The sequence below is a fragment of the Pseudomonas sp. S2_E01 genome (assembly GCF_054668365.1).
Window position 1 is genome coordinate 1,975,852 of record NZ_CP162762.1, and the last position, 19,809, is coordinate 1,995,660.

Sequence of the window (19,809 nt, forward strand, 5' to 3'; positions counted from 1 at the left end):
AGCATTAAGCGTATGCCACCGATTCTGCATTATTCCCACCCCCATTCCGACCGCCAACTGCCCAGCGCCGCCTTTGCCTTGCAAGGCGATCCGCTGGCGGCCGGGCGCGTCATTCATTACCACGATCCCTTGCAGGGTTACGCCGCTGGCAGCAGCGTCAGCACCGGTGCGGACCTTGTCATCGAGTCCTTTCCCTGGGTGGAACTGGGTGTGATCGAGGCCGGGGAGTTACGTTTGCGCGGTGAGGGTTTCGACCTGCAACTGGCGCAGGGAGATTGCTTTGTGGTGCCTCGCGGCGTGCGTGTGCATTGGCAGCAACAGGGACAATTGCGCCGGGTGTTCATGGCATTCCCGGGGCTTTCAGCCTGTACGCAGACGCCCGCTGTCCCTCTCAGGGTCGATCTGTCCCAGCCCTTGGCCCCAAGCAGTCCGCCCGCCGCCAGCGTGCTGCTCACGGCCACGCCCAAGGCCTTCAGTGAAACGCTCTTCAGCGCCGGTAACTTGCGCATCGGGCTGTGGCAATGCGAGGCGTACGCGCGCCGGCAAGTGCAGCCCGCCTACAGTGAGTTGATGTACATCCTCGAAGGTTCTGTGACGCTGACAGCGCCGCAGGGCGACGGCCATCCTGTGAAGGCGGGGGAGACGGTGATCGTGCCCAAGGGCGCCACCAATGCGTGGGTCAGTGAAGAGACCGTGCGAAAGGTGTTCTGCATCCTGTCGTAACGCTGGATGAACACACAACCCCTGGCCGTCGGTGATGGCCAGGGGTTTTTTCATACCGCCCGAACGAGGCTGCGCAGCGGCACGGTGCTTTTGACTACGGGCGACTTGATCACGATGTAGCTGAAGTATTTTTCGATGCCGATGTTCTTGTCCAGGATCGACTCCATCAGCTCCTGATAATGCTGGATGCTGCTGCACAGGAAACGCACCAGGTAGTCGTAGCCACCGCTGATCAGGTGACACTCCAGTACTTCGTCGATGTTGCGGATGCTCGATTCGAACTTCACGAAGTCGGCACGCTTGTGGTCCGACAGGGTCATTTCGGTGAACACGGTCACCGAGTTGGCGAATTTGGCCAGGTTGACATGGGCTTCGTAGCCGCTGATGTAGCCCGCGGCTTCCAGACGTTTGACGCGTTGCAGGCAGGGGCTGGGCGACAGCCCGACCGCTTCGGCGAGGCTGACGTTGGTCATGCGCCCGTCCTTCTGCAATTGGACCAGGATGTTGATGTCGATACGGTCGAGCTTGGTTGCAGCGTCCATTGATCAGTCCTCGCAATGTCAAATCAGGGCCGTCGTCCTCAGGCGTGCAAAGCCCGCTGGTGGGCATGGGCCAGGTCGGCGAGGCTGGCGTATTCACAGCGCTTGCCGTCCATTGCCTGAGGCGAATGGTTCCACGGCTGGTCATGGCCGCGACGGAGTGTGCAGACCGGAAAATCGACCCGCTCATTCCACGGGTCATCGCTTTCGGTACTGCGCACCGGTAACAGTTGCGAACGCTCCAGTCCCAGGCGATGCAACTCGCGCTCCAGGCTGTTGTGCCAGTCCACATGGCTGGGTTCGACGATCGCATCGAACTCGACCGGCAAACGACGCGCCAGGGCCTGCACATCGATACCCTGGGGTGGGGCGATCAGTATCAAACGGTAGAACTTGCCCAGGTACTGGAGGGCTCCCGGAGCATCTTCATACAAGGGCCAAACGGATGAAGAGCTACTGAATGCCACACTCTCATCCCAGCCAGCAATGGTCTGCAATTGTTGCGCCACTCGCTGGTAAAGCTGCCCGTGAAAGGCGGCCGCACTCATCTGCGCGGCACTGCCTGCAAGCTCCTGCGCCACCTGTCGATAAGTACTGAGCAATTGCGTGTCGCTGGCATTGGATTCACTTTGCACTGCCAGCGGTCGCAGGCCTTCGAGAATGCCCCGTTCGCGGTCAACCAATGTGCCGAAGGACAGGCCCAACGCCTGGTAATGGGTGACTCTCATGACGTGCTCCTGAGTAGGTCATGCCTCTTCCATCGTGTTTGCGCCCACAGGCCCGACACTGCCAGGCAGGTCGGGCCGGGTCGGGCGCTGAGGCCGTTCAGCAGGCGGCGGCCAGTGCCTTGTCGAGCATCTGCAAGGCTTCTGCCACCTGCTCGCGACGGGTCACCAGCGGGGCGAGGAAACGCACTACGTTGCGGTGCACGCCACACTTGATCACCAACAGGCCGGCGTTGCGGGCTTCGTCGATGACCTTCTGGGCCAGCGCGGCATCGGGGCTCTGTGCGGCATCGCCTGCGACCATTTCGATCGCCTGCATGAAGCCCAGGCCACGCACGTCACCGATGCGCGGGTAGCGTTTTTGCAGGGCCAGCAACCCTTCGTGCAGTTGCGCTGCCAGTGTCTCGCCTTGTGCCAGCAGATCCTGCTCTTCGAACAGGTCCAGGACAGCCAGTGCCGCCGCACAAGCTACTGCGTTGCCGCCATAGGTGCCGCCCAGGCCGCCCGGGGTTGGCGCATCCATGATCTCGGCGCGACCGACCACGCCAGACAGCGGCATGCCGCCGGCCAGGCTCTTGGCGACGGTGACCAGGTCTGGCTGGATGTCGGCGTGCTGGAAGCCGAACATCGTGCCGGTGCGACCGAAACCGGCCTGGATTTCGTCGAGGATCAGCACAATGCCGTGCTCGGTGCAGCGCGCGCGCAGCGCTTGCAGGAATGCCTTGGGGGCGGCGAGGAAACCGCCATCGCCCTGGACCGGCTCGATGATGATCGCGGCGACACGATCCGGCGCCACGTCGGTGGCGAACAGTTCATCGAGCTGCGCCAGCGCGTCGTCGCTGCTGACACCGCGATAGGCGTTAGGGTAGGTGGCGTGATAGATCTCGGCGGGGAAGGGGCCGAAGTTCTGTTTGTACGGCTGGCTCATGCCGGTCAGGGTGACGCCCAGCAGCGTGCGGCCGTGGAAGCCGCCACGGAAGGAAATCACCGCCGTGCGGTCGGTGTAGCCACGGGCGATCTTCACCGCGTTTTCCACGGCTTCGGCGCCGGAGGTGAACAGCACGCTCTTGTAGTGCGCATCGCCCCCGACCAGTTTGTTCAGGCGTGCCGCCACTTGAATGTAGTTCTCGTACGCCACCACCTGGAAGCTGGCGTGGGAGATCTCGCCGACCTGACGACGGACGGCCTCGACCACCTTGGGATGGTTATGCCCAACGTTGAGCACGCCGATACCACCGACGAAGTCCAGATAGCGCTTGCCATCGACGTCCCACAGCTCGGCGCCCTCGGCCCGTGCGGCGACAACCGGGTGGGCGGTGGCGATACCGCGCGGCACATGCTGTTCGCGCAAGGCCAGCAAACGTTGGTTTTCAGTCAGTGCAGAATTCATCTCGATCTCCGTGAACGCCGAAGGTGGCGGGTGATGTCATCAGCTTAAGGATTGCCCGGAGACACAATCGCTGAACTTGGGGCGCCGGGTGCTGTGATCGACTGTTTTGCGGCGGTGTTGCGAAATATTTCGCTGTGCCGGGTAAACGGTAAGTCGGTAGTACAAATGACGGCGGCCTGCAGCAGTACGGTGTCGGCGCGATCTGAAATCGTTATTGCCAACAAGCCGTGCCGCTACAGGCCGAAGTGCTGTGAATCGGTTGAATCAAACCCCGGCGCGGGGTACCACGATGGTGTCTTCGGGGTGCAGGCGCATCAGCATGGGCGCGCCAATCGGTGGCAGGCTCAGGTTGCCTTCGTGATGGCTGGGTTGACGCAGGCTGACGGTCGGGCCGCCTTCGAGGTCGACGAAGACCTTGAGGCTTTCACCCTGGAAGACGATGTCGGAAACCCGACCGCGCAGACGGTTCCATTCCGGCCCCGAGTTGGCATTGTCCAGCAGCAGCTTTTCCGCTTGCAGGGCCAGGAACACGTCGCCTGTGGCCGGCACCGGGCGAGTGGTGCGCAGGGGCGTGGAGCCCAGGGTCAAGCCGTTGTCGGCGCCGCGTTGCAGGGGCACCAGGGTACTTTCACCGATGAAGCTGGCGACAAAATCATCGGCCGGGTGATCGTGCAGGCGGCGAGGCGTATCGACCTGGACCAGTTGGCCGCCGCGCATGATGGCAATACGGTCACTCATGGTCAGGGCTTCGCGCTGGTCGTGGGTCACGTAGATCATCGTGGCGCCCAGGCGTTTGTGCAGGGCGCGCAGTTCGATCTGCATGATTTCACGCAGTTGCTTGTCCAGCGCCGACAGCGGCTCATCCATCAGAATAAGCTTGGGTTCGAAGACGATGGCGCGGGCCAGGGCCACGCGCTGGCGCTGCCCACCAGACAAAGCGGCGATGTTGCGGTCCTCGTAACCGGACAGCTCGACGGTCGCCAGGGCACTCTTGACCCGGTCGCGGCTCTTGCTCGCACTTTCGCCACGGGCACGCAACGGGAAGGCGACGTTTTCGCCGACGGTCATGTGCGGGAACAACGCGTAGTTCTGGAACACCACGCCGATTTCACGTTTGTGCGGTGGCATCAGGGTCACGTCGCGCTCGCCGAACAAAATGCTGCCGGAACTGACGCGGATAAAGCCGCCCAGGATGCTCAGCAAGGTGGTCTTGCCCGAGCCCGAGGGGCCGAGCAATGACATGAATTCCCCGGCTTCGACCTTGAGGTCCACGTTGTTCAATGCCTTGAGGCTGCCGTAGTGCTTGCACACCTTGTTAACGCTGACCGATTCAAAACCTTCAGTGAAATTCATGAAGTGTCGTCCTCTGTAGAACCAGGGATTGCCCGATAGATGTCTGCTGTTATCTGAACACAGGCGCAGACCCGGTTCGTGCCGTTTTGGGGCGCCGGACCAACAGGATCTGCTGTCCGGCGCGGGTGGAGGGCTACAGGCTGCCTTGCGCCGCCCTCGATCAGCCGAGGCCACCGATGTGCCAGGCTTTCACCTCGAGAAATTCATCCAGACCGTATTTGGAACCCTCACGGCCGGTGCCCGATTGCTTCATGCCGCCAAAGGGCGCCACTTCCATGGAAATGATCCCGGTATTGAGCCCGACCATGCCGAATTCCAGGCGCTCACCCACACGCCAGGCGCGGCGCATGTCCTGGGTGAAGTAGTACGCACCCAGGCCGTAGGGCGTCGAGTTGGCCAGGGTCAGGGCCTCTGCTTCGTCCTTGAAACGGAACAGCGGCGCCACCGGGCCAAAGGTTTCTTCAGTGGCCAGCAGCATGTCGGCGTTGGCATCGCGCAGCACGGTCGGTTGCACGTACAGCCCCTCGCCTTGAGGTGCGCCACCGATGGCGATGCTTGCACCTTTGTCCAGCGCATCGTTGATGTGCCGGGCCACCTTGTCCACGGCAGCGGCATTGATCAGTGGGCCGATGGTGACACCGCTCTGCAAGCCGTCGCCGACTTTGAGCTCGGCGACCGCCGCGCTCAGGCGTTCGGCGAAACGCTCGTAGATGCCGTCCTGCACCAGGATGCGGTTGGCGCAAACGCAGGTCTGCCCGGCGTTGCGAAATTTGCTCTGCATGACGCCGGCGATGGCCAGGTCCAGGTCGGCGTCGTCGAACACAATGAACGGCGCATTGCCGCCCAGTTCCAGGCTCAGGCGCTTGATGGTGGCGGCGCACTGGCTCATCAGCAGTTGGCCGACGCGGGTCGAGCCGGTGAACGACAATTTGCGCACGTCCGGGTTGGCGGTCATCTCGCCGCCGACCCCGGCGGGCAGGCCGGTGAGCACGTTGAACACACCGGCCGGGATGCCCGCGCGCTCGGCCAGCACCGCCAATGCCAGGGCAGACAACGGGGTCATTTCCGACGGCTTGACCAGCACCGTGCAGCCGGCGGCCAGGGCTGGCGCGCATTTGCGGGTGATCATGGCGTTGGGGAAGTTCCACGGCGTGATGGCCGCGACCACCCCGATGGGTTGCTTGAGCACCAGGATGCGCCGGTCAGTGGCGGGCGAGGGAATGGTGTCACCGTAGATGCGTCGGGCTTCCTCGGCGAACCATTTGACGAAACTCGCCCCGTAGGCGATTTCGCCACGGGATTCGGTCAGCGGCTTGCCTTGCTCGGCGGTCATGATCAGGGCCAGGTCTTCCTGGTTTTCCATGATCAGGGCAAACCACACTTCCAGGTAACGCGCACGTTCCGCGGCCGGGACTTCGCACCAGGTGGCGAAGCGCGCCTGCGCCGCCTCGATCGCGCGGCGGGTTTCAGCACCCTGCAACGCGGGTACCCGGGCGATCACGCTGCCGTCGGCGGGGTTGGTGACGTCCAGGGTCGCGCCGTCATCGGCCTCTATCCAGGCGCCGTTGACATAGGCTCGCTCGACAAGCAGTGAGGGGTCACGCAGTTGCTCTTTCAACATGATCTGGGCCTTGAGGGTGGGGACGATGGCTTCATTGTAAAAAGCCCCGTTCAGTGGCCGATGCCGAGATGAGCCCGGGCACGGGTGATAGATGCTGAATTACGGCGTGTGACGGCAGGCTGTGCTGGGGTGGGAATGCCCTGGCAGGTGGGTAAAAACGCACTTGCCCGCAATCGCGGGCAAGTGGGTTCAACGGGCGGACCTGTCGGGGTCGCTATTGCTTGTTGCGTCCGGCGACCACCACCAGGATCAGCGACGCCAGGATCAGGATCGAACTGATGGCGGCAATGGTCGGATCGATCTCGTCGCGCAGCGCCGTGAACATGCGCTTGGTCAGGGTCTGGTTGTCGCCGCCGGAGATGAACAGCGCCACCACGGTTTCATCCAGCGAGGTGATGAAGGCGAACAGTGTCGCCGAGACTACGCTGGGTTTGATTTGGGGCAGGGTCACGGCCATGAAGGCGCGAAAGCGGTTCATGCCCAGGCTGCGGGCCACCATTTCCTGGGACATGTCGAAGTTACGCAGCCCGGCCAGCAGCGCGATGATCACGTAGGGCAGGGCGAGCATGATGTGCGCCAGGACCAGGCCGGTCAGCGTGCTGATCAGGCCGACGCGGGCATAGACGAAGAACACCCCGGCGGCGATCAGGATGATCGGCACCATCATCGGCAGCAGCAGGATGATCTGCAGCGTCCGCACCACCTTCAGGCTCGAGTTGTTGATGGCATAGGCGGCCGCCATGCCGATCGGCAGGCTGATGGCCATGGTGAAAAAGGCCGTGATCAGGCTGACCCGCGCCGCCGACATCCACTCCACGCTGTTGAAGAATGCTTCGTACCAATGAAAGGACCATTGCTTGGGTGGGAATTGCAGGAAGCGCGCCTCGGAGAACGACATGGGTACCACGATCAGCACCGGGATGATCAGGTACAACAGGATCGCCGCGACCAGCACCGTGAACAGCACGTGGGACAGGCGAAGATGACGCAGGTTGGCAAGCAGGTTCATTTAGCGCGCTCCCAGGATGCGTTCGATGGGGATGAAACGGTTGATGCCCCAGAAGATCAGGAACACCACAAACAGCAGCACCAGGCCTACCGCGCTGGCCGCGCCCCAGGCGTGATAGAGCTCGACGTTGCGTTGCACCAGCATCGACACCAGGATCGTGCGGCCACCGCCGAGCAGTTCCGGGGTGATGAAGAAGCCCAGGCAGATGACGAACACCAGGATGGAACCGGCCATGACCCCCGGCGCTGCCATCGGCAGGAAGACCCGGCGGAAGGTGTAGAAGGGCTTGGCGCCGAGGCTCTCGGACGCTTGCATGAGGTCCTGGGGGATTTTTTTCATCACCGAATACAGCGGCAGGACCATGAAGGGCAGCATGACGTGCAGGGTGCCGATCACCGTGCCGGTGGTGTTGTGCATCAGTGTCAGGGGTTGGTCGATGATGCCCAGGTCCATCAGCGTCTGGTTGACCAGCCCGCGGCGTTGCAGGAGCACGAGCCAAGCATAGGCGCGCACCAGCACGCTGGTCCAGAACGGCAGGATCACGCAGATCAGGATCAGGTTGGCCCAGAAACCGTGCAGCCGCGAGGCGGCGTAGGCGATGGGGAAACCCATGACGATCGACAGGATCGTCACCAGGAAGCTGATCTTGAAGGTCAGGGCGAAGGTGTCCCAGTAAATGCTTTCCTGGAAAATGCGGATGTAGTTGGCCAGGGAAAAACCTTCCTCGGTCTGCACCGACTGAAAGGCCAGCCAGCAAAGCGGCATGATCAACAGCACCACGACCATGACCAGCGCCGGGGTGAGCAGCAACAGCATGGAGGTGTGTTCCTTGCGTTCTTCACGGGCCAGGGCATCTTCGCTGGTCAGCGGTGGCTGGTGCTGATCGCTGGAGTCGGGCATGGATTTGGCGAGATAGGCGTTGGACATGATGACCTCTCGTCACTGCGCAGGGCTGGAGGGCATCCAGCACTGGCGGGTAGCACTGGCGGTGGCGGACAGCGGGGGGCGGTGCTCGGATAGTGTCATGTGAAGAACTCCCAATGGTGGGCAGGTACTTGAGGCGAGCGCGAGTTGTCTGCACAGGTCACTCTGCGGGACCCTCAGGCCTAATGTACCGGTATGCCAACGAATGAAGTGGACGCAATTGACCGGTGCGCAAGCGCTTTATGTCGAAATCGCGTGGGCAGACGGCATCTCCTGCGCCGAGGCTTCTAACCTGCGGCGCAGCGAGGAGCGGTGGTTACTTTTTCTGGACGAAGGACAACCAGCGTTCTTCGGCCTTCACCCCGGCTTCGGAGGCCCACCATTGCGCCGAGAGCAGGGCCTGGCGCGAGATGTTGCCGGGTGCCGAAGGCAGCTTGGCCTCGCGGTCCGCCGGGATCACTCCGGTCTTGAAGGCTTCGGGGTTTAGCGGGCCGTAGTCGATGATCATCGGCAGCGCCGCTTGCAGCTTGGCATCAATGGCTTCGTTGACGAACTTCATGGCGGCCACCTTGTGCGGCGAGCCCTTGAGGACGCACAACGAGTTGGTTTCAAGCACTCCCTGGTTGTAGTCGAATGCCACGGGTGCACCGGCGGCCTGTACAGCGGTGATGCGGCCGTTCCAGGCCTGGATCATGTCCACTTCGCCGTCGCTGATCAGTTGCGCCGACTGCCCGCCGGAAGTCCACCAGGTGGCGATGTCGGGCTTGATCTGCTCAAGCTTGCGGAAGGCGCGATCGACGTCCAGCGGATAGAGCTTGTCCATCGGCACGCCGTCGGCCAGCAGCGCGATTTCCAGGGTAGGACGTGGCAGGTTACGCAGGGAGCGTTGGCCCGGGTATTTTTTGGTGTCCCAGAAGTCGGCCCAGGTCTTGGGCACTTCCGCGCCCTTGAAGGCGTCCGTGCGATACGCCAGCACCGTGGAGTAACTGATGTAGCCAACGCTGTATTCGTCCTTGAGGCTGTCGGGTATCTGCGCCGCGTTGGGAATCAACGACGGGTCGAGCTTCTCGAACAGGCCTTCGGCTTCGCCGCGGATGCAGTCGCCGGTGGGCAGGTCGACCACGTCCCAGGTGACCTTGCCGCTCTCGACCTGGGTCTTGATGATCGGGTAGGCCTTGGGCGAGCTGTCCTGCTTGAGTGTCAGGCCGAGCTTTTTCGCCGCAGGTTCCAGGATCGCCTTGCTTTGGGCTCCCTGGTAGGCGCCGCCCTGGGACACGAATGTGATGTCCTCGGCCATGGCCTGCGTGGCGCAACCGATGAACAGGGCCAGGCTCGCGAGTTTGAAAGCGGTGGTGCGCGATGTGCTCATGGAAAGACTCCGAATGGTTGGCAGATTTTCTGAGGCGAGCTGTAGGTTTTGTTGTCGGTCGCTCTGCGGGACCATGGAGATCTAATGTACCGGCTTGTCCATGAACGAAGCGGCCACAAATGCGCGGATGAAAAGTGGTTTATTGCGAATATGCGAGCGGGCACGGTATTTCGTGCGCCGGGTGTGAGCTGGAAGAATGCTTCACCCGTTAGATCGATTATTTCTCTGGGTTATTTGAATAGATGTTTCTCGCATATCCATAACCGCATTAAACACCTCATGACGCCGAACGCATTCGCTATGGCGGACGTTCGTTCGTCATCGCGTCGGTCATCGGCTTCAAATACCTCGCTTACTGGACTCCAGCAGCCGGATTTGCTGTTCGATCGGCGTCTTGTTGGCATCCCGCTAATCCATAGAATTGCCCACATCAACTTTATCCAACTCTTGCTTCAGGGAACGCCGCCATGATGAATGCCATGCAGATGCAAATGCCGATGAACGCCAACATGCCGATGATGCCGATGATGGGCATGCCGATGATGATGGCGACCATGTCCTGCGAAATGATGGACGACGGCATGATGTGCAAGATGATGCCGGCGGCTGGCATGGACATGGCGATGTTCAAGAACAGCGCCGAAATGATGCAGATGATGATGAACTGCGGCATGCCGATGATGATGCATTGCGGCAACATGAGCATGATGTGCATGGCACAGTCGGCCATGGCCATGCCGATGATGAACATGATGATGCCGATGCCGATGATGGGCATGCCGATGCCATCGATGAAGTGCGTGATGGAATGCACCATGATGGCCGATTGCATGATGTGCAAAATCATGCCGATGGCCGGCATGAACATGGACATGATGAAGAATTGCTGCGCTCTGATGATGAAGATGATGAACGACTGCAGTATGCCGATGATGATGAGCTGCAACGGCATGCCGATGATGTGCTGCACCTGCTGATTTTCGGCGGATTTAAAAAAACCGGCCAATGCGTATTGGCCGGTTTTTTATTGCCCGAATGGTTACCTGGGGCTGCTAATCCAACCGCTCAGGGTACGTCACCACCAGATACGCCACCGCCTCGCTGTCCGCCGGGTTGCGATAGCGGTGGGGCTGGTCGGCATAAAACAGGATCGAGTCGCCTGTCGACAGCAGATAGCGCTCATCATTGACGCTGATTTCCAGCACACCCTGTGACACCACCAGGTTTTCCTGTACGCCCGGTCCGTGGCCCTCTGAAGTGTCCTCGCCCAACGGGCCCAGGCGCAATTCATAAAACTCCGACTGGCGGGTCACGTCAAAAGGGAACAGCGCTCGGCTGACGAATGCGCCATTGCCACTGACCAGGCGCTTGCTCTGGCTGGCCGACAATACGGCAACGCCTTCGAATGCGCGGTGTTCCAGGAACGCTGCTACTGATACCTTCAGGCCTTTGGCAATCTTGCACAGGACCTTGATCGACGGCACGCTGCGGCCGGATTCGATCTGCGCCAACATCGCCCGGCTCACGCCGCATTGGCGTGCCAGCGCGTCGAGGGACAGATGGCGCTTGGCGCGCAGGCGTTGCAGGTTTTGCGACACCCGTTCGCAGATCGGGTCTTCTTCCGAGGAGTCCGGGTTATTGAAGTCTGGCACGGGTTGGTCGGCACTCGCCAGAAAGCGAGAGGGTTCCTGGACACTCACGCGTGGCGGGTCTCGTTCGACGGCGAAGCCTGGACCCATTGGAAGCCCAGGCCAGCATTGCGTGCATACATTTCCCACATGGCCCGAGCCCGTTGCTGGGCTTGCTTGCGTTTGCGATAAGCGACGAAATCGATGAGGTTGGTGGTCGGGTTCATAAGGCACTTCGTGGTCTATGACGGAATGACCCGAGATTACGCCGATATTTTTATAACGATAAATACTGATTTTGTATTTATTAATTCTTTTTTGTTCTTTTATCAGCGCCCTTCGTGTTGCTTGCGATAAGCCCCTGGCTGCACGCCCACGGCCTTGGTGAACGCCCGGGTAAAAGCGGCTATCGACTGGTAGCCCACTGCGCTGCAGGCTTGTTCCACGGTGTGATTGCTCTTGAGCAACTGGCAGGCATGGCGAATGCGTAAGGCCAGTAGCACCTGGCCTGGAGATTGCCCGGCCAGTTCGCTGAATCGTTTGAAGAACGCCGAGCGCGACAAACCGGTACAGGCTGCCATGCTTTCCAGCGACCAGGCGTGTTGCGGCTGTTCGATCAGTTGATCCAGCAGCGTCGCGAACTGCGAATGTCTCGCCAGGGCCACCAGCCCGCCAAGGTCCGGGTTGTCCGCGACTTGTTGGCGCAACACGTAGAGGAACAGCAAGTGACTCAGGCGCTCCAGCAACGCGGAGGAGGGCGCGGGCAGGCGCTGGCATTCTTCGAGGATCAACTGGAACAGCGCGCTGGCCGCGTTCGAGGACGGGTCTCCTGCGCGCAGGATGATCCAGTCCGGCAACCCTTCAATGATCAGCGACGACAATCCGGACTTGAAATGGAAGAAGCCGCAGACCAGGCCGACACCGTCCTGCGCCTGGCTGTCCAGGGCCGTCATGCTCATTTTTGGCAGGCGCTGCGCGGTGTCGCTGTCTGGCGTACTTGACAGCCGATAGTTCAGGTCACGCAGCAGAAATACTGCATCGCCGGCGTCCAGGCGCTGGGCCTGTTCCTGACCGTCGATGTGCAGCCAGCAATGGCCCTGGACAATCAGGTGGAAGCTGGCTCGCGCCATGCCGTGGGTGCTCGCATGCCAGCCACCGCAGTAGCGCCCGACGTGAAACAGGCTGGCCTGCAGTTCCAGGCTCTCTAATAACCAATCAACCAGTGGGCTCGACGAAATCATCTAATGGAAACACTCAGGAGCAAGTAATCGCTACTTTAGAATATGGATCGGAATTCTTATAACCAACAGACTTGCAGGACACCCCACAGCAGGAGTCCACTCCATGTCGCGCGTCACCCTACATACGCTGCAAAGCGCACCCGAAGCGGCTCGGCCGTTCCTTGAAAACGCACAGAAGGCCTCCGGGTTCGTCCCGAATCTGTTGGCGGTGCTGGCCAATGCGCCGGCCGCGCTCGAAACCTACGTTACGGTATCGGCGCTCAATGGCAAAGCCGAACTGAGCCTGCCCGAGCGCGAGGTGGTGCAATTGGTCGCCGCCACCACCCATGGCTGTGATTTTTGCGTGGCCGGGCACACTGCCGTCGCCGTGAACAAGGCAAAGCTACCGGACGAAGTGGTCAGCGCCTTGCGTGAACAAGCCACCTTGCCGCAGGAAAAACTCGAAGCCCTGGCTGCCTTCGCCCGTGAAGTGATTGCCACGCGTGGCAACGTCAGCGAGGCGACCTACGCCACGTTCAAGGCTGCCGGTTACAGCGAGGGCAACGCGCTGGAGGTGATCCTCGGCGTGAGCCTGGCGACCCTGTGCAACTTTGCCAACGTCTTCGCCGGCACGCCACTCAACCCGGAGCTGGCGCGCTATCGCTGGCAGTCAGGACAATGATCGAACAGGAGGAAACCACATGCTCAACCCGGCACTGAGTCAATGGCTGGACGCGCACGCCCAGGCATTGGACGTGGGCGAGGGCGATCCACAGCAGGTGTTGGCGCAACTGGCCACTGCCGACATCCTGCGGGTCGGCATCAATCCGGCACTGGGCGGCAGCGGTGGTGACATCGCCGATGCTGTGGAGGTGGTGGCTGAGGTGGCCAGCCATTCCCTTGCAGCGGCATTCGTCTTCTGGGGTCAACGAGCCTTTATCGAATACCTGCTGCAAAGTCCCAATACGCAGCTGCGTGAGCGTTTGTTGCCGTCGCTGCTGGCCGGCGAGCTGGCTGGCGCCACTGGCTTGTCGAACGCCATGAAATTCCTCTCCGGCATCGAAACCCTGCAAGTGCGCGCCACCGCCCAGGACCAGGGCTGGACCCTCAACGGTCGCCTGCACTGGGTGACCAACCTGCGCAAAAGCGGTTTCGTGGTAGCGGCAGCCATCGACGACGAAGCCGGGGGTGCACCTTTTATCCTGGCGATACCGGATGCCCTGACTGGCGTACGGCGCTCCGACGATTTGCAGTTAATGGGCTTGCAGTCGAGCAACACCGCAGCACTGGATTTTCAACGGGTCGAGGTGGATCGCAACTGGTTGCTGCATGACGACGCGCGGGTGTTCCTGCCGGCGGTGCGCCCGGCGTTTCTCGGGTTGCAATGTGCGATGGCGATTGGGCTGGCGCGACGCGCATTGCAAGAAGTCGAGGCGCATTTGCAAGGGGCTCGTTCGATACTGCTGGAGCCCTTGTTGCAACAACGCGAGCGACTGGAGCACACCGTCGGTGAATTGAAAACGGGTCTGCTCGACGGTCTTTTTCTCACCCGGCCAGCGGCCTTGTTTCGCCTGCGCATTGCCTTGGCCGAATCGGCGGCGCAGGCGGTGCAGCTCGAGTTGCAGGCCAGTGGCGGCAAGGCCTATCTCAGCGAGTACGGCAGTGGTTTCGCCAGGCGCTGGCGCGAGTCGGCGTTCGTGCCGATCGTCACGCCGAGCCTGGTGCAACTGCACGCCGAATTGCAGCGCCATGCAGCGGACGCGGCGGCATGAGCGCTCTGGTGCTGCAGGCCGAGGGCATCAGCCTCGGTTATGTCCGTGCGCAGGGCTGGCAGGCGGTGCTGGAGGATTTCGACCTGCAACTGCAGGCGGGGGAAGTGGTGTCCATCCTCGGCCCCAGCGGTGTCGGCAAGTCCAGCCTGCTGCGGGTGCTGGCCGGTCTGCAAGCGGCCCATCGCGGTCGCGTGAGCCTGCATGGCGAACCGCTCGAAGGCCCTCATCCACGGGTGGCGGTAGCGTTCCAGGACCCCAGCCTGTTGCCTTGGCTAAGCCTGGAAAAGAACGTCGCGTTCGGCCTCGACTTCGCCCGCCAGCCGCACCTGAGCCTGGCGGAACGCAAGGCGCGAATCGATCACGCGATCACTGCCGTCGGCTTGCAACACGCCCGGCACCACTACCCGGCGCAACTGTCCGGTGGCATGGCCCAGCGCACCGCGATTGCGCGCTGCCTGGCGCGCCAGCCACAGGTGTTGCTGCTGGATGAGCCGTTCGGTGCGCTGGATGAAGTGACCCGCGCCGACATGCAACAACTGCTGCTTCAAGTCATTGCCGAGCACAACACCGCTGCCGTGCTGATCACCCACGACATTGACGAAGCCCTGCTGCTCTCCGAGCGGATTCTGCTACTGGGTAACAGCCCGGCGCGGACCCTCGGGCAATGGCGCATCGACCTGCCTCAGCCGCGTGCCGAGCTGGTCGAGGAACTGGGCGCACTGCGTATCGACATTCTCAAAACCCTTCGGCGGGCGAGCCGCAACCCACATTCCCAACCCTTGCCCGAACCGGAGATTGAACATGTGCCTGGACGACTTCACTCACACACGTCGTGACTTCCTCAAACTCAGCGCCCTGCTGACCGCTGGCGGCGCGCTGCCCTTGCTCAATAGCCTGCAAGCGCGCGCCGCGTCTGATCCGAACGCGCCGGTGCGCATCGGTTACCTGCCGATCACCGACGCCACGCCACTGCTCGTTGCCCACAACAATGGCCTGTTCGAAGCCGAGGGTATTCAAGCCGAACGCCCTGTGCTGTTGCGCAGTTGGGCGCAAGTGATCGAGGCGTTCATATCCGGTCAGGTCAATGTGATTCACCTGCTGTCGCCGATGACCGTGTGGGCGCGTTATGGCAGCAAGGTGCCGGCCAAGGTCGTGGCCTGGAACCATGTGGGCGGCTCGGGCCTGACCGTGGCGCCGGGTATCACCGAGGTCAAGCAACTGGGCGGGCAATCGGTGGCGATTCCGTTCTGGTACTCGATCCATAACGTGGTGGTGCAGCAACTGTTTCGTGATCATGGACTGGTGCCGATCAGCAAGCCGGCGGGTGCCGTGCTGGCGCCGAACGAGGTCAACCTGCTGGTGCTGCCACCCTCGGACATGCCGCCGGCGCTGGCCAGCCAACGCATCGCCGGCTACATCGTCGCCGAGCCGTTCAACGCCCTGGCCGAAGACCTCAAGGTGGGCCGGGTGCAACGTTTTACCGGCGATATCTGGCGCAACCACGCCTGCTGCGTGGTGTTCATGCACGAACAGGACCTGAACAACCGTCCCGAGTGGTCGCAGAAGGTGGTCAACGCCATCGTCAAGGCGCAGTTGTGGACCCGCGACAATCGCGAAGCGGCGGCCAAGCTGTTGTCCAAAGACGGCGACAATCGCTACACGCCTCACGCCCAGCCAGTGTTGCAGCGGGTGCTGGCGCCCGCAGCCGGTGATCGCGAGCAGTACCTGGCCAGTGGGGCAATCCAGCACAGCCATTGGGATGAACAGCGCATCGACTTCCAGCCGTATCCGTTTCCCAGTTACACCGAAGAGCTGGTCAGGCGCCTCAAGGACACGTTGATCGAAGGCGACAAAGGCTTTCTCGCCAGCCTTGATCCTCAGACCGCTGCCCGCGACCTGGTGGACGACCGCTTTGTGCGCAACGCCATTGCCGCTGTCGGTGGCTTGAAGGCGTTCGGCCTGGCGGACAGTTTCGAGCGCAGCGAAGAGTTTGCCGTCTGATGGCCAGGCATCTTTCATCCTGGTTGTTGGGGGCAGGGGGGCTGGTGTGCCTGCTGCTCCTGTGGTGGCTGTGCGTGCGCCTGTTCGGTAGCGCTGATGGCCTGGCGGCACGATTCGCTCCCGAGGCGACACTGGCCAGCCTGGTGGAGTTGTTGGTGCGGGGTGAGTTGTACGAGCACGTGCTGGTCAGCCTCAAGCGCATTCTGGTTGGGATGTTGCTGGCATTGCTGATTGGTGTGCCGTTGGGCCTGATGATTGGCAGTTACCGACACCTCGAGGCGGCGACCACCCCGGCCTTCCAGTTCCTGCGGATGATCTCGCCGCTGTCGTGGATGCCGGTGGTGGTGATGTTGATGGGCGTGGGGGACCAGCCGATCTACTTCCTGCTGACCTTCGCCGCCGTCTGGCCGATCCTGCTCAACACCGCTGCGGGGGTGCGTCAGCTCGACCCGCGCTGGCTGCAACTGAGCCGCAGCCTCAGTGCGACGCGCTGGGAAACCCTGCGCAAGGTGATCCTGCCCGGCGTGCTTGGCCACGTACTGACCGGGGTGCGCCTGGCCATCGGCATTCTGTGGATCGTGCTGGTGCCGTGCGAAATGCTCGGTGTCAGTGCGGGACTGGGGTATTTCATTCTGGATACCCGTGACCGCCTGGCTTACTCGGAACTGATGGCGACGGTCCTGCTGATCGGCATGCTGGGATTTGCCCTCGATGCGGTGGCGCGCAGCCTCCATCGGCGCTGGTCACCGGGCTAGTCCAATGCCATGGCAGGTGCCGCGGTCGGCGTCGGTTGATGCAAGGCCATGAAAAACCGCAGTGAGGGTGCTGCGGTTTTTTTTCGTCAAGGGCACTTGCCGGGTTTCAGGCAAAGTCCTTGCTGGCGATGGATTGCCTGGCCGAAGGAGCGCTGTCGCCGCGCTTGAGTCCCAATGGCAACAAAAACAGCGGCAACAAATTCGCCACGATCAACGCCAAAAAAAACGGCAGGCGCGAAGGCAGGGTGAACAGCGGGTAGAGCAGCACCGGGCCGAGGAACATCGACAGGTACAGCGCCTGTTCGGCAATCCCGCCGGCGCCCATCACATCGCCGTTGCGGCTCATTTTCGGAATGCTTGTGAACACCCAGGCCACCACGAAACTGGTGAAGAAACCCTGCACCACTTTTGCGGCAATCGCCCATTCGGCGCTGACGCCCGGCACGAACACCAGCACCTCTAGGGTAACCCCGATCACGGCGCTGGCGATCACGCTCAAGGGGCCAATCAGGCGCAGGTTGAGAATGAAGCCGGCGAACAACCCGGCCACCACGCTCGACAGGATGCCCACCGTGGAAATCACCCCGATGGTTGCCGGTGCCACGTTCAGCACGCTGATCAGGTAGGTCGGGGTGATGGTGATCAGGCCCAGCGCCACGGTCAGGGGCGCGCCGACGGCGAGCGCCAGGCGCAATACCGACGGGTCGGCGTAGATCCGGAACACCTGGGCCAGCGGTTTGCGCTCGGCGCGGTTGGCCAGGTTGATCGACGGCAACAGCGGCGTGGCCAGTAACAGCAGGAGCAGCACCACGGCGTGTCCGCTGAACGCGATGCGCCATTGTTGCTGATCGCCACCGATGTACGGCGACACGGCAAAGATCGCGATGGCACCGCCCAGCGGCGAGGCCACCGACCAGAACGCCAGGGCGCTGGTGCGACGCTTGCCCGCCGTGGTGTGGATCAGCAGCGCCAGCGCCGCCAGTACCACACTGATGTAGCCGGCGCCCTCGATCACGCGCAGCGCCAGCAACAGCGAAAAGTCTTCGCTACGGCTGGCGGCGTAGCTGCACGCGGCGGCGAGCAGCAGTCCGGCGATGATCGCGCGGCGTTCCCCCACGCGCGCCACGCCCCAATTGACGATGGGCGAGGCGAGGGCGGCGACGATGGCCACCGCCGAGACCACCCAACTGGCGTGGGAGGGGCTGACCGAGTACGCCTTGGCGATGTCGGCGATCAACAGGATGGTCTTGCCGTGGCACGCCGCAATGATCACGGCGAAGGCGAGGGTGAGGATAATCGAGGGCCAGCTTCCGGCACGCATGGGAACTCCTTCAACAATGGATAAAGGGCAGTGGCCGGGCTCAGCGCCGGGCAATATTGATCACTTGCAGGTCGCTGAAGGCGTCATAGCCGCGCAACCCGCCTTCGTAGCCCAGGCCGCTCCACTTGTAGCCGCCCTTCGGTGCGCCGGGGTGTATATCCAGGTGCTGGTTGACCCAGGCGAGCCCGACGTCGAGGCGCCGGGCGATGGCGGCGCCCAGGGACTCGTCCCGGGTCCAGACTGAGGCACCGAGGCCAAACGGGCTGGCATTCGCCAGGGCGATGGCTTCCTCGACATCGTCGAAGGCAATCACCGGCAGCACCGGGCCGAACTGTTCTTCATCGACCAGCGCCACACCGGCCCCGACACCGCTGACGATGGTCGGGGCAAAGAAGTGCCCGGGGCGATCCGGCTGGCTGCCGCCGCTGTGAATCACCGCGCCGTGCGCGCGGGCGTCGGCTACCAAGGCCTTGACGCGTTCCAGTTGCTGGCGATTGGTCAAGGGGCCGAGTTCAGTGTCGGGGTCCAGGCCGCTGCCCAGTCGGGTGTTCTCCGCGCGCTCGACCAGCGTGGCGATCAGCGGCTCGAACAGGCTGCGGTGCACGTACAGGCGCTTGATTGCAAAGCATACCTGCCCGCTGTTCCAGAACGCGCCCCAGAACAGCGATTCGGCAATGGCCGGGATGTCGGCATCGGCCAGTACCAGGGCCGCATCATTGCCGCCCAGTTCCAGGGTCAGACGCTTGAGGTCATCGGCGGCGCTGGCGTACAGATGCTTGCCGGTCGCAACGCTGCCGGTGAAGGTGATGTGGCGAACCTTGGGATGCCGGCTCAAGCGCTCACCGACCGCGCCGTCACCGGCAACGATGTTCAGCACGCCGGCGGGGAATACGTCCTTGAGCAATTGGCCCAGCAGCAGCGTGGACAACGGTGTGTGCTCCGACGGCTTGGCCACCACGGTGTTGCCGGCGTGCAGGGCCGGGGCGAGCTTGAGCACCAACAGGATGATTGGCACGTTCCAGGGCGTGATGGCCGCCACTACACCCAGGGGGCGACGTTCAAGGCGCACCAGGCGTTGGTCGTCATCGCGTAGTACCTGAGTGCCGGGGGCTTCAAAGTTGGCGTAGTGATCGAAGGTGGCCGCCGCACCGGCCACTTCGCCGAGGGTGAAGCGCAGCGGCCGGCCTTGTTCGCGGCTGATCAGCTCGGCGATCTGCTGGCTGTTTTCACGCAGCACCCCGGCTGCCAGGGCCAGCGCCTGACGGCGAGCGTGCGAGTCGGCGGCCCACCCGGCAAACGCCCGTTGTGCTGCCTCCACGGCAACCTCAACCTGGGCTGCGCTGGCGCGTGCGGCGTGGCCGACCCGTTGTTCGGTGGCGGGGTCGAATACCTCATCGAGCTGCTCGCCGGTGTGCAATTGTCCATCGATCAACAGGGCATAGTGGGTCATGGGTCAGTC

Annotated in this window: 20 protein-coding genes; 7 read left to right on the forward strand and 13 right to left on the reverse strand. The window is 62.4% G+C overall.

The window, feature by feature from the left end; all coding sequences use genetic code 11:
- The first annotated feature begins 12 nt into the window (after positions 1-12).
- Positions 13-723 (forward strand): cupin domain-containing protein, encoded by a 711-nt coding sequence (locus tag AB4O36_RS09045; RefSeq protein ID WP_460141522.1) that lies wholly within the window; start codon positions 13-15, stop codon positions 721-723.
- 50 nt (positions 724-773) lie between these two features.
- Here the strand turns inward: AB4O36_RS09045 and AB4O36_RS09050 are convergent, their stop codons facing one another.
- From AB4O36_RS09050 to AB4O36_RS09085, 8 genes are all read right to left on the reverse strand, one after another.
- A complete protein-coding gene (locus AB4O36_RS09050) occupies positions 774-1,265 on the reverse strand; it encodes an Lrp/AsnC family transcriptional regulator (RefSeq protein WP_081567735.1) in 492 nt (163 codons plus the stop codon).
- 38 nt (positions 1,266-1,303) lie between these two features.
- Positions 1,304-1,990, reverse strand: coding sequence for an HAD family hydrolase (locus tag AB4O36_RS09055; protein WP_460141523.1), 687 nt, complete (start codon positions 1,988-1,990; stop codon positions 1,304-1,306).
- Positions 1,991-2,087: 97 nt separating this feature from the next.
- Positions 2,088-3,377, reverse strand: a complete 1,290-nt coding sequence (gabT, locus tag AB4O36_RS09060; RefSeq protein ID WP_460123846.1) for a 4-aminobutyrate--2-oxoglutarate transaminase — start codon at positions 3,375-3,377, stop codon at positions 2,088-2,090.
- Positions 3,378-3,641: 264 nt separating this feature from the next.
- Complete coding sequence (locus tag AB4O36_RS09065) at positions 3,642-4,730, reverse strand: ABC transporter ATP-binding protein (protein WP_460123849.1); 1,089 nt, start codon at positions 4,728-4,730, stop codon at positions 3,642-3,644.
- Between the two features lie 160 nt (positions 4,731-4,890).
- On the reverse strand, positions 4,891-6,351 hold the full coding sequence (locus AB4O36_RS09070; RefSeq protein WP_460141524.1) for an NAD-dependent succinate-semialdehyde dehydrogenase: 1,461 nt from the start codon (positions 6,349-6,351) through the stop codon (positions 4,891-4,893).
- 214 nt (positions 6,352-6,565) lie between these two features.
- A complete protein-coding gene (locus AB4O36_RS09075) occupies positions 6,566-7,360 on the reverse strand; it encodes an ABC transporter permease (protein ID WP_460123854.1) in 795 nt (264 codons plus the stop codon).
- On the reverse strand, positions 7,361-8,287 hold the full coding sequence (locus tag AB4O36_RS09080; protein ID WP_460123857.1) for an ABC transporter permease: 927 nt from the start codon (positions 8,285-8,287) through the stop codon (positions 7,361-7,363).
- Positions 8,288-8,600: 313 nt separating this feature from the next.
- The gene (locus tag AB4O36_RS09085; RefSeq protein WP_460141525.1) at positions 8,601-9,653 is read right to left on the reverse strand and encodes an ABC transporter substrate-binding protein; all 1,053 of its coding nucleotides are present in this window, start codon (positions 9,651-9,653) and stop codon (positions 8,601-8,603) included.
- 467 nt (positions 9,654-10,120) lie between these two features.
- On the opposite strand from AB4O36_RS09085, the gene AB4O36_RS09090 reads away from it, so the two are divergent.
- Entirely contained in the window at positions 10,121-10,630 is a 510-nt protein-coding gene (locus AB4O36_RS09090) for a hypothetical protein (RefSeq protein ID WP_460123863.1), read from the forward strand.
- A gap of 75 nt (positions 10,631-10,705) precedes the next feature.
- Here the strand turns inward: AB4O36_RS09090 and AB4O36_RS09095 are convergent, their stop codons facing one another.
- The 3 genes from AB4O36_RS09095 to AB4O36_RS09105 form a co-directional block, all read right to left on the reverse strand.
- The gene (locus tag AB4O36_RS09095; protein ID WP_460141526.1) at positions 10,706-11,353 is read right to left on the reverse strand and encodes a helix-turn-helix domain-containing protein; all 648 of its coding nucleotides are present in this window, start codon (positions 11,351-11,353) and stop codon (positions 10,706-10,708) included.
- Positions 11,350-11,508: a hypothetical protein gene (locus AB4O36_RS09100; RefSeq protein WP_460123868.1), complete on the reverse strand. Its 159-nt coding sequence runs from the start codon at positions 11,506-11,508 to the stop codon at positions 11,350-11,352. Before AB4O36_RS09100 ends, AB4O36_RS09095 begins: the two co-directional genes overlap by 4 nt.
- A gap of 102 nt (positions 11,509-11,610) precedes the next feature.
- Complete coding sequence (locus AB4O36_RS09105) at positions 11,611-12,522, reverse strand: cupin domain-containing protein (RefSeq protein WP_460123870.1); 912 nt, start codon at positions 12,520-12,522, stop codon at positions 11,611-11,613.
- Between the two features lie 103 nt (positions 12,523-12,625).
- Between AB4O36_RS09105 and AB4O36_RS09110 the strand changes: the two genes are divergently transcribed.
- From AB4O36_RS09110 to AB4O36_RS09130, 5 genes are read left to right on the forward strand one after another with little or no spacing between them, the layout of a single operon-like run.
- The gene (locus AB4O36_RS09110; RefSeq protein ID WP_460123872.1) at positions 12,626-13,183 is read left to right on the forward strand and encodes a carboxymuconolactone decarboxylase family protein; all 558 of its coding nucleotides are present in this window, start codon (positions 12,626-12,628) and stop codon (positions 13,181-13,183) included.
- Positions 13,184-13,202: 19 nt separating this feature from the next.
- The gene (locus AB4O36_RS09115) at positions 13,203-14,273 is read left to right on the forward strand and encodes an acyl-CoA dehydrogenase family protein (protein ID WP_460141527.1); all 1,071 of its coding nucleotides are present in this window, start codon (positions 13,203-13,205) and stop codon (positions 14,271-14,273) included.
- The gene (locus tag AB4O36_RS09120; RefSeq protein ID WP_460141528.1) at positions 14,270-15,109 is read left to right on the forward strand and encodes an ABC transporter ATP-binding protein; all 840 of its coding nucleotides are present in this window, start codon (positions 14,270-14,272) and stop codon (positions 15,107-15,109) included. The genes AB4O36_RS09115 and AB4O36_RS09120 overlap by 4 nt, the downstream gene beginning before the upstream one ends.
- Positions 15,075-16,274, forward strand: a complete 1,200-nt coding sequence (locus AB4O36_RS09125; protein WP_460141529.1) for an ABC transporter substrate-binding protein — start codon at positions 15,075-15,077, stop codon at positions 16,272-16,274. The genes AB4O36_RS09120 and AB4O36_RS09125 overlap by 35 nt, the downstream gene beginning before the upstream one ends.
- Positions 16,274-17,029 carry an ABC transporter permease gene (locus AB4O36_RS09130; protein WP_460123883.1) on the forward strand — a complete coding sequence of 252 codons (756 nt, stop codon included), beginning with the start codon at positions 16,274-16,276 and terminating at the stop codon, positions 17,027-17,029. The genes AB4O36_RS09125 and AB4O36_RS09130 overlap by 1 nt, the downstream gene beginning before the upstream one ends.
- A 106-nt stretch (positions 17,030-17,135) precedes the next feature.
- Here AB4O36_RS09130 and AB4O36_RS09135 read toward each other — a convergent pair whose 3' ends face one another.
- The gene (locus AB4O36_RS09135) at positions 17,136-18,350 is read right to left on the reverse strand and encodes an MFS transporter (RefSeq protein ID WP_460141530.1); all 1,215 of its coding nucleotides are present in this window, start codon (positions 18,348-18,350) and stop codon (positions 17,136-17,138) included.
- A gap of 40 nt (positions 18,351-18,390) precedes the next feature.
- The gene (locus AB4O36_RS09140) at positions 18,391-19,800 is read right to left on the reverse strand and encodes an aldehyde dehydrogenase family protein (protein ID WP_460141531.1); all 1,410 of its coding nucleotides are present in this window, start codon (positions 19,798-19,800) and stop codon (positions 18,391-18,393) included.
- Positions 19,801-19,809 lie beyond the last annotated feature (9 nt).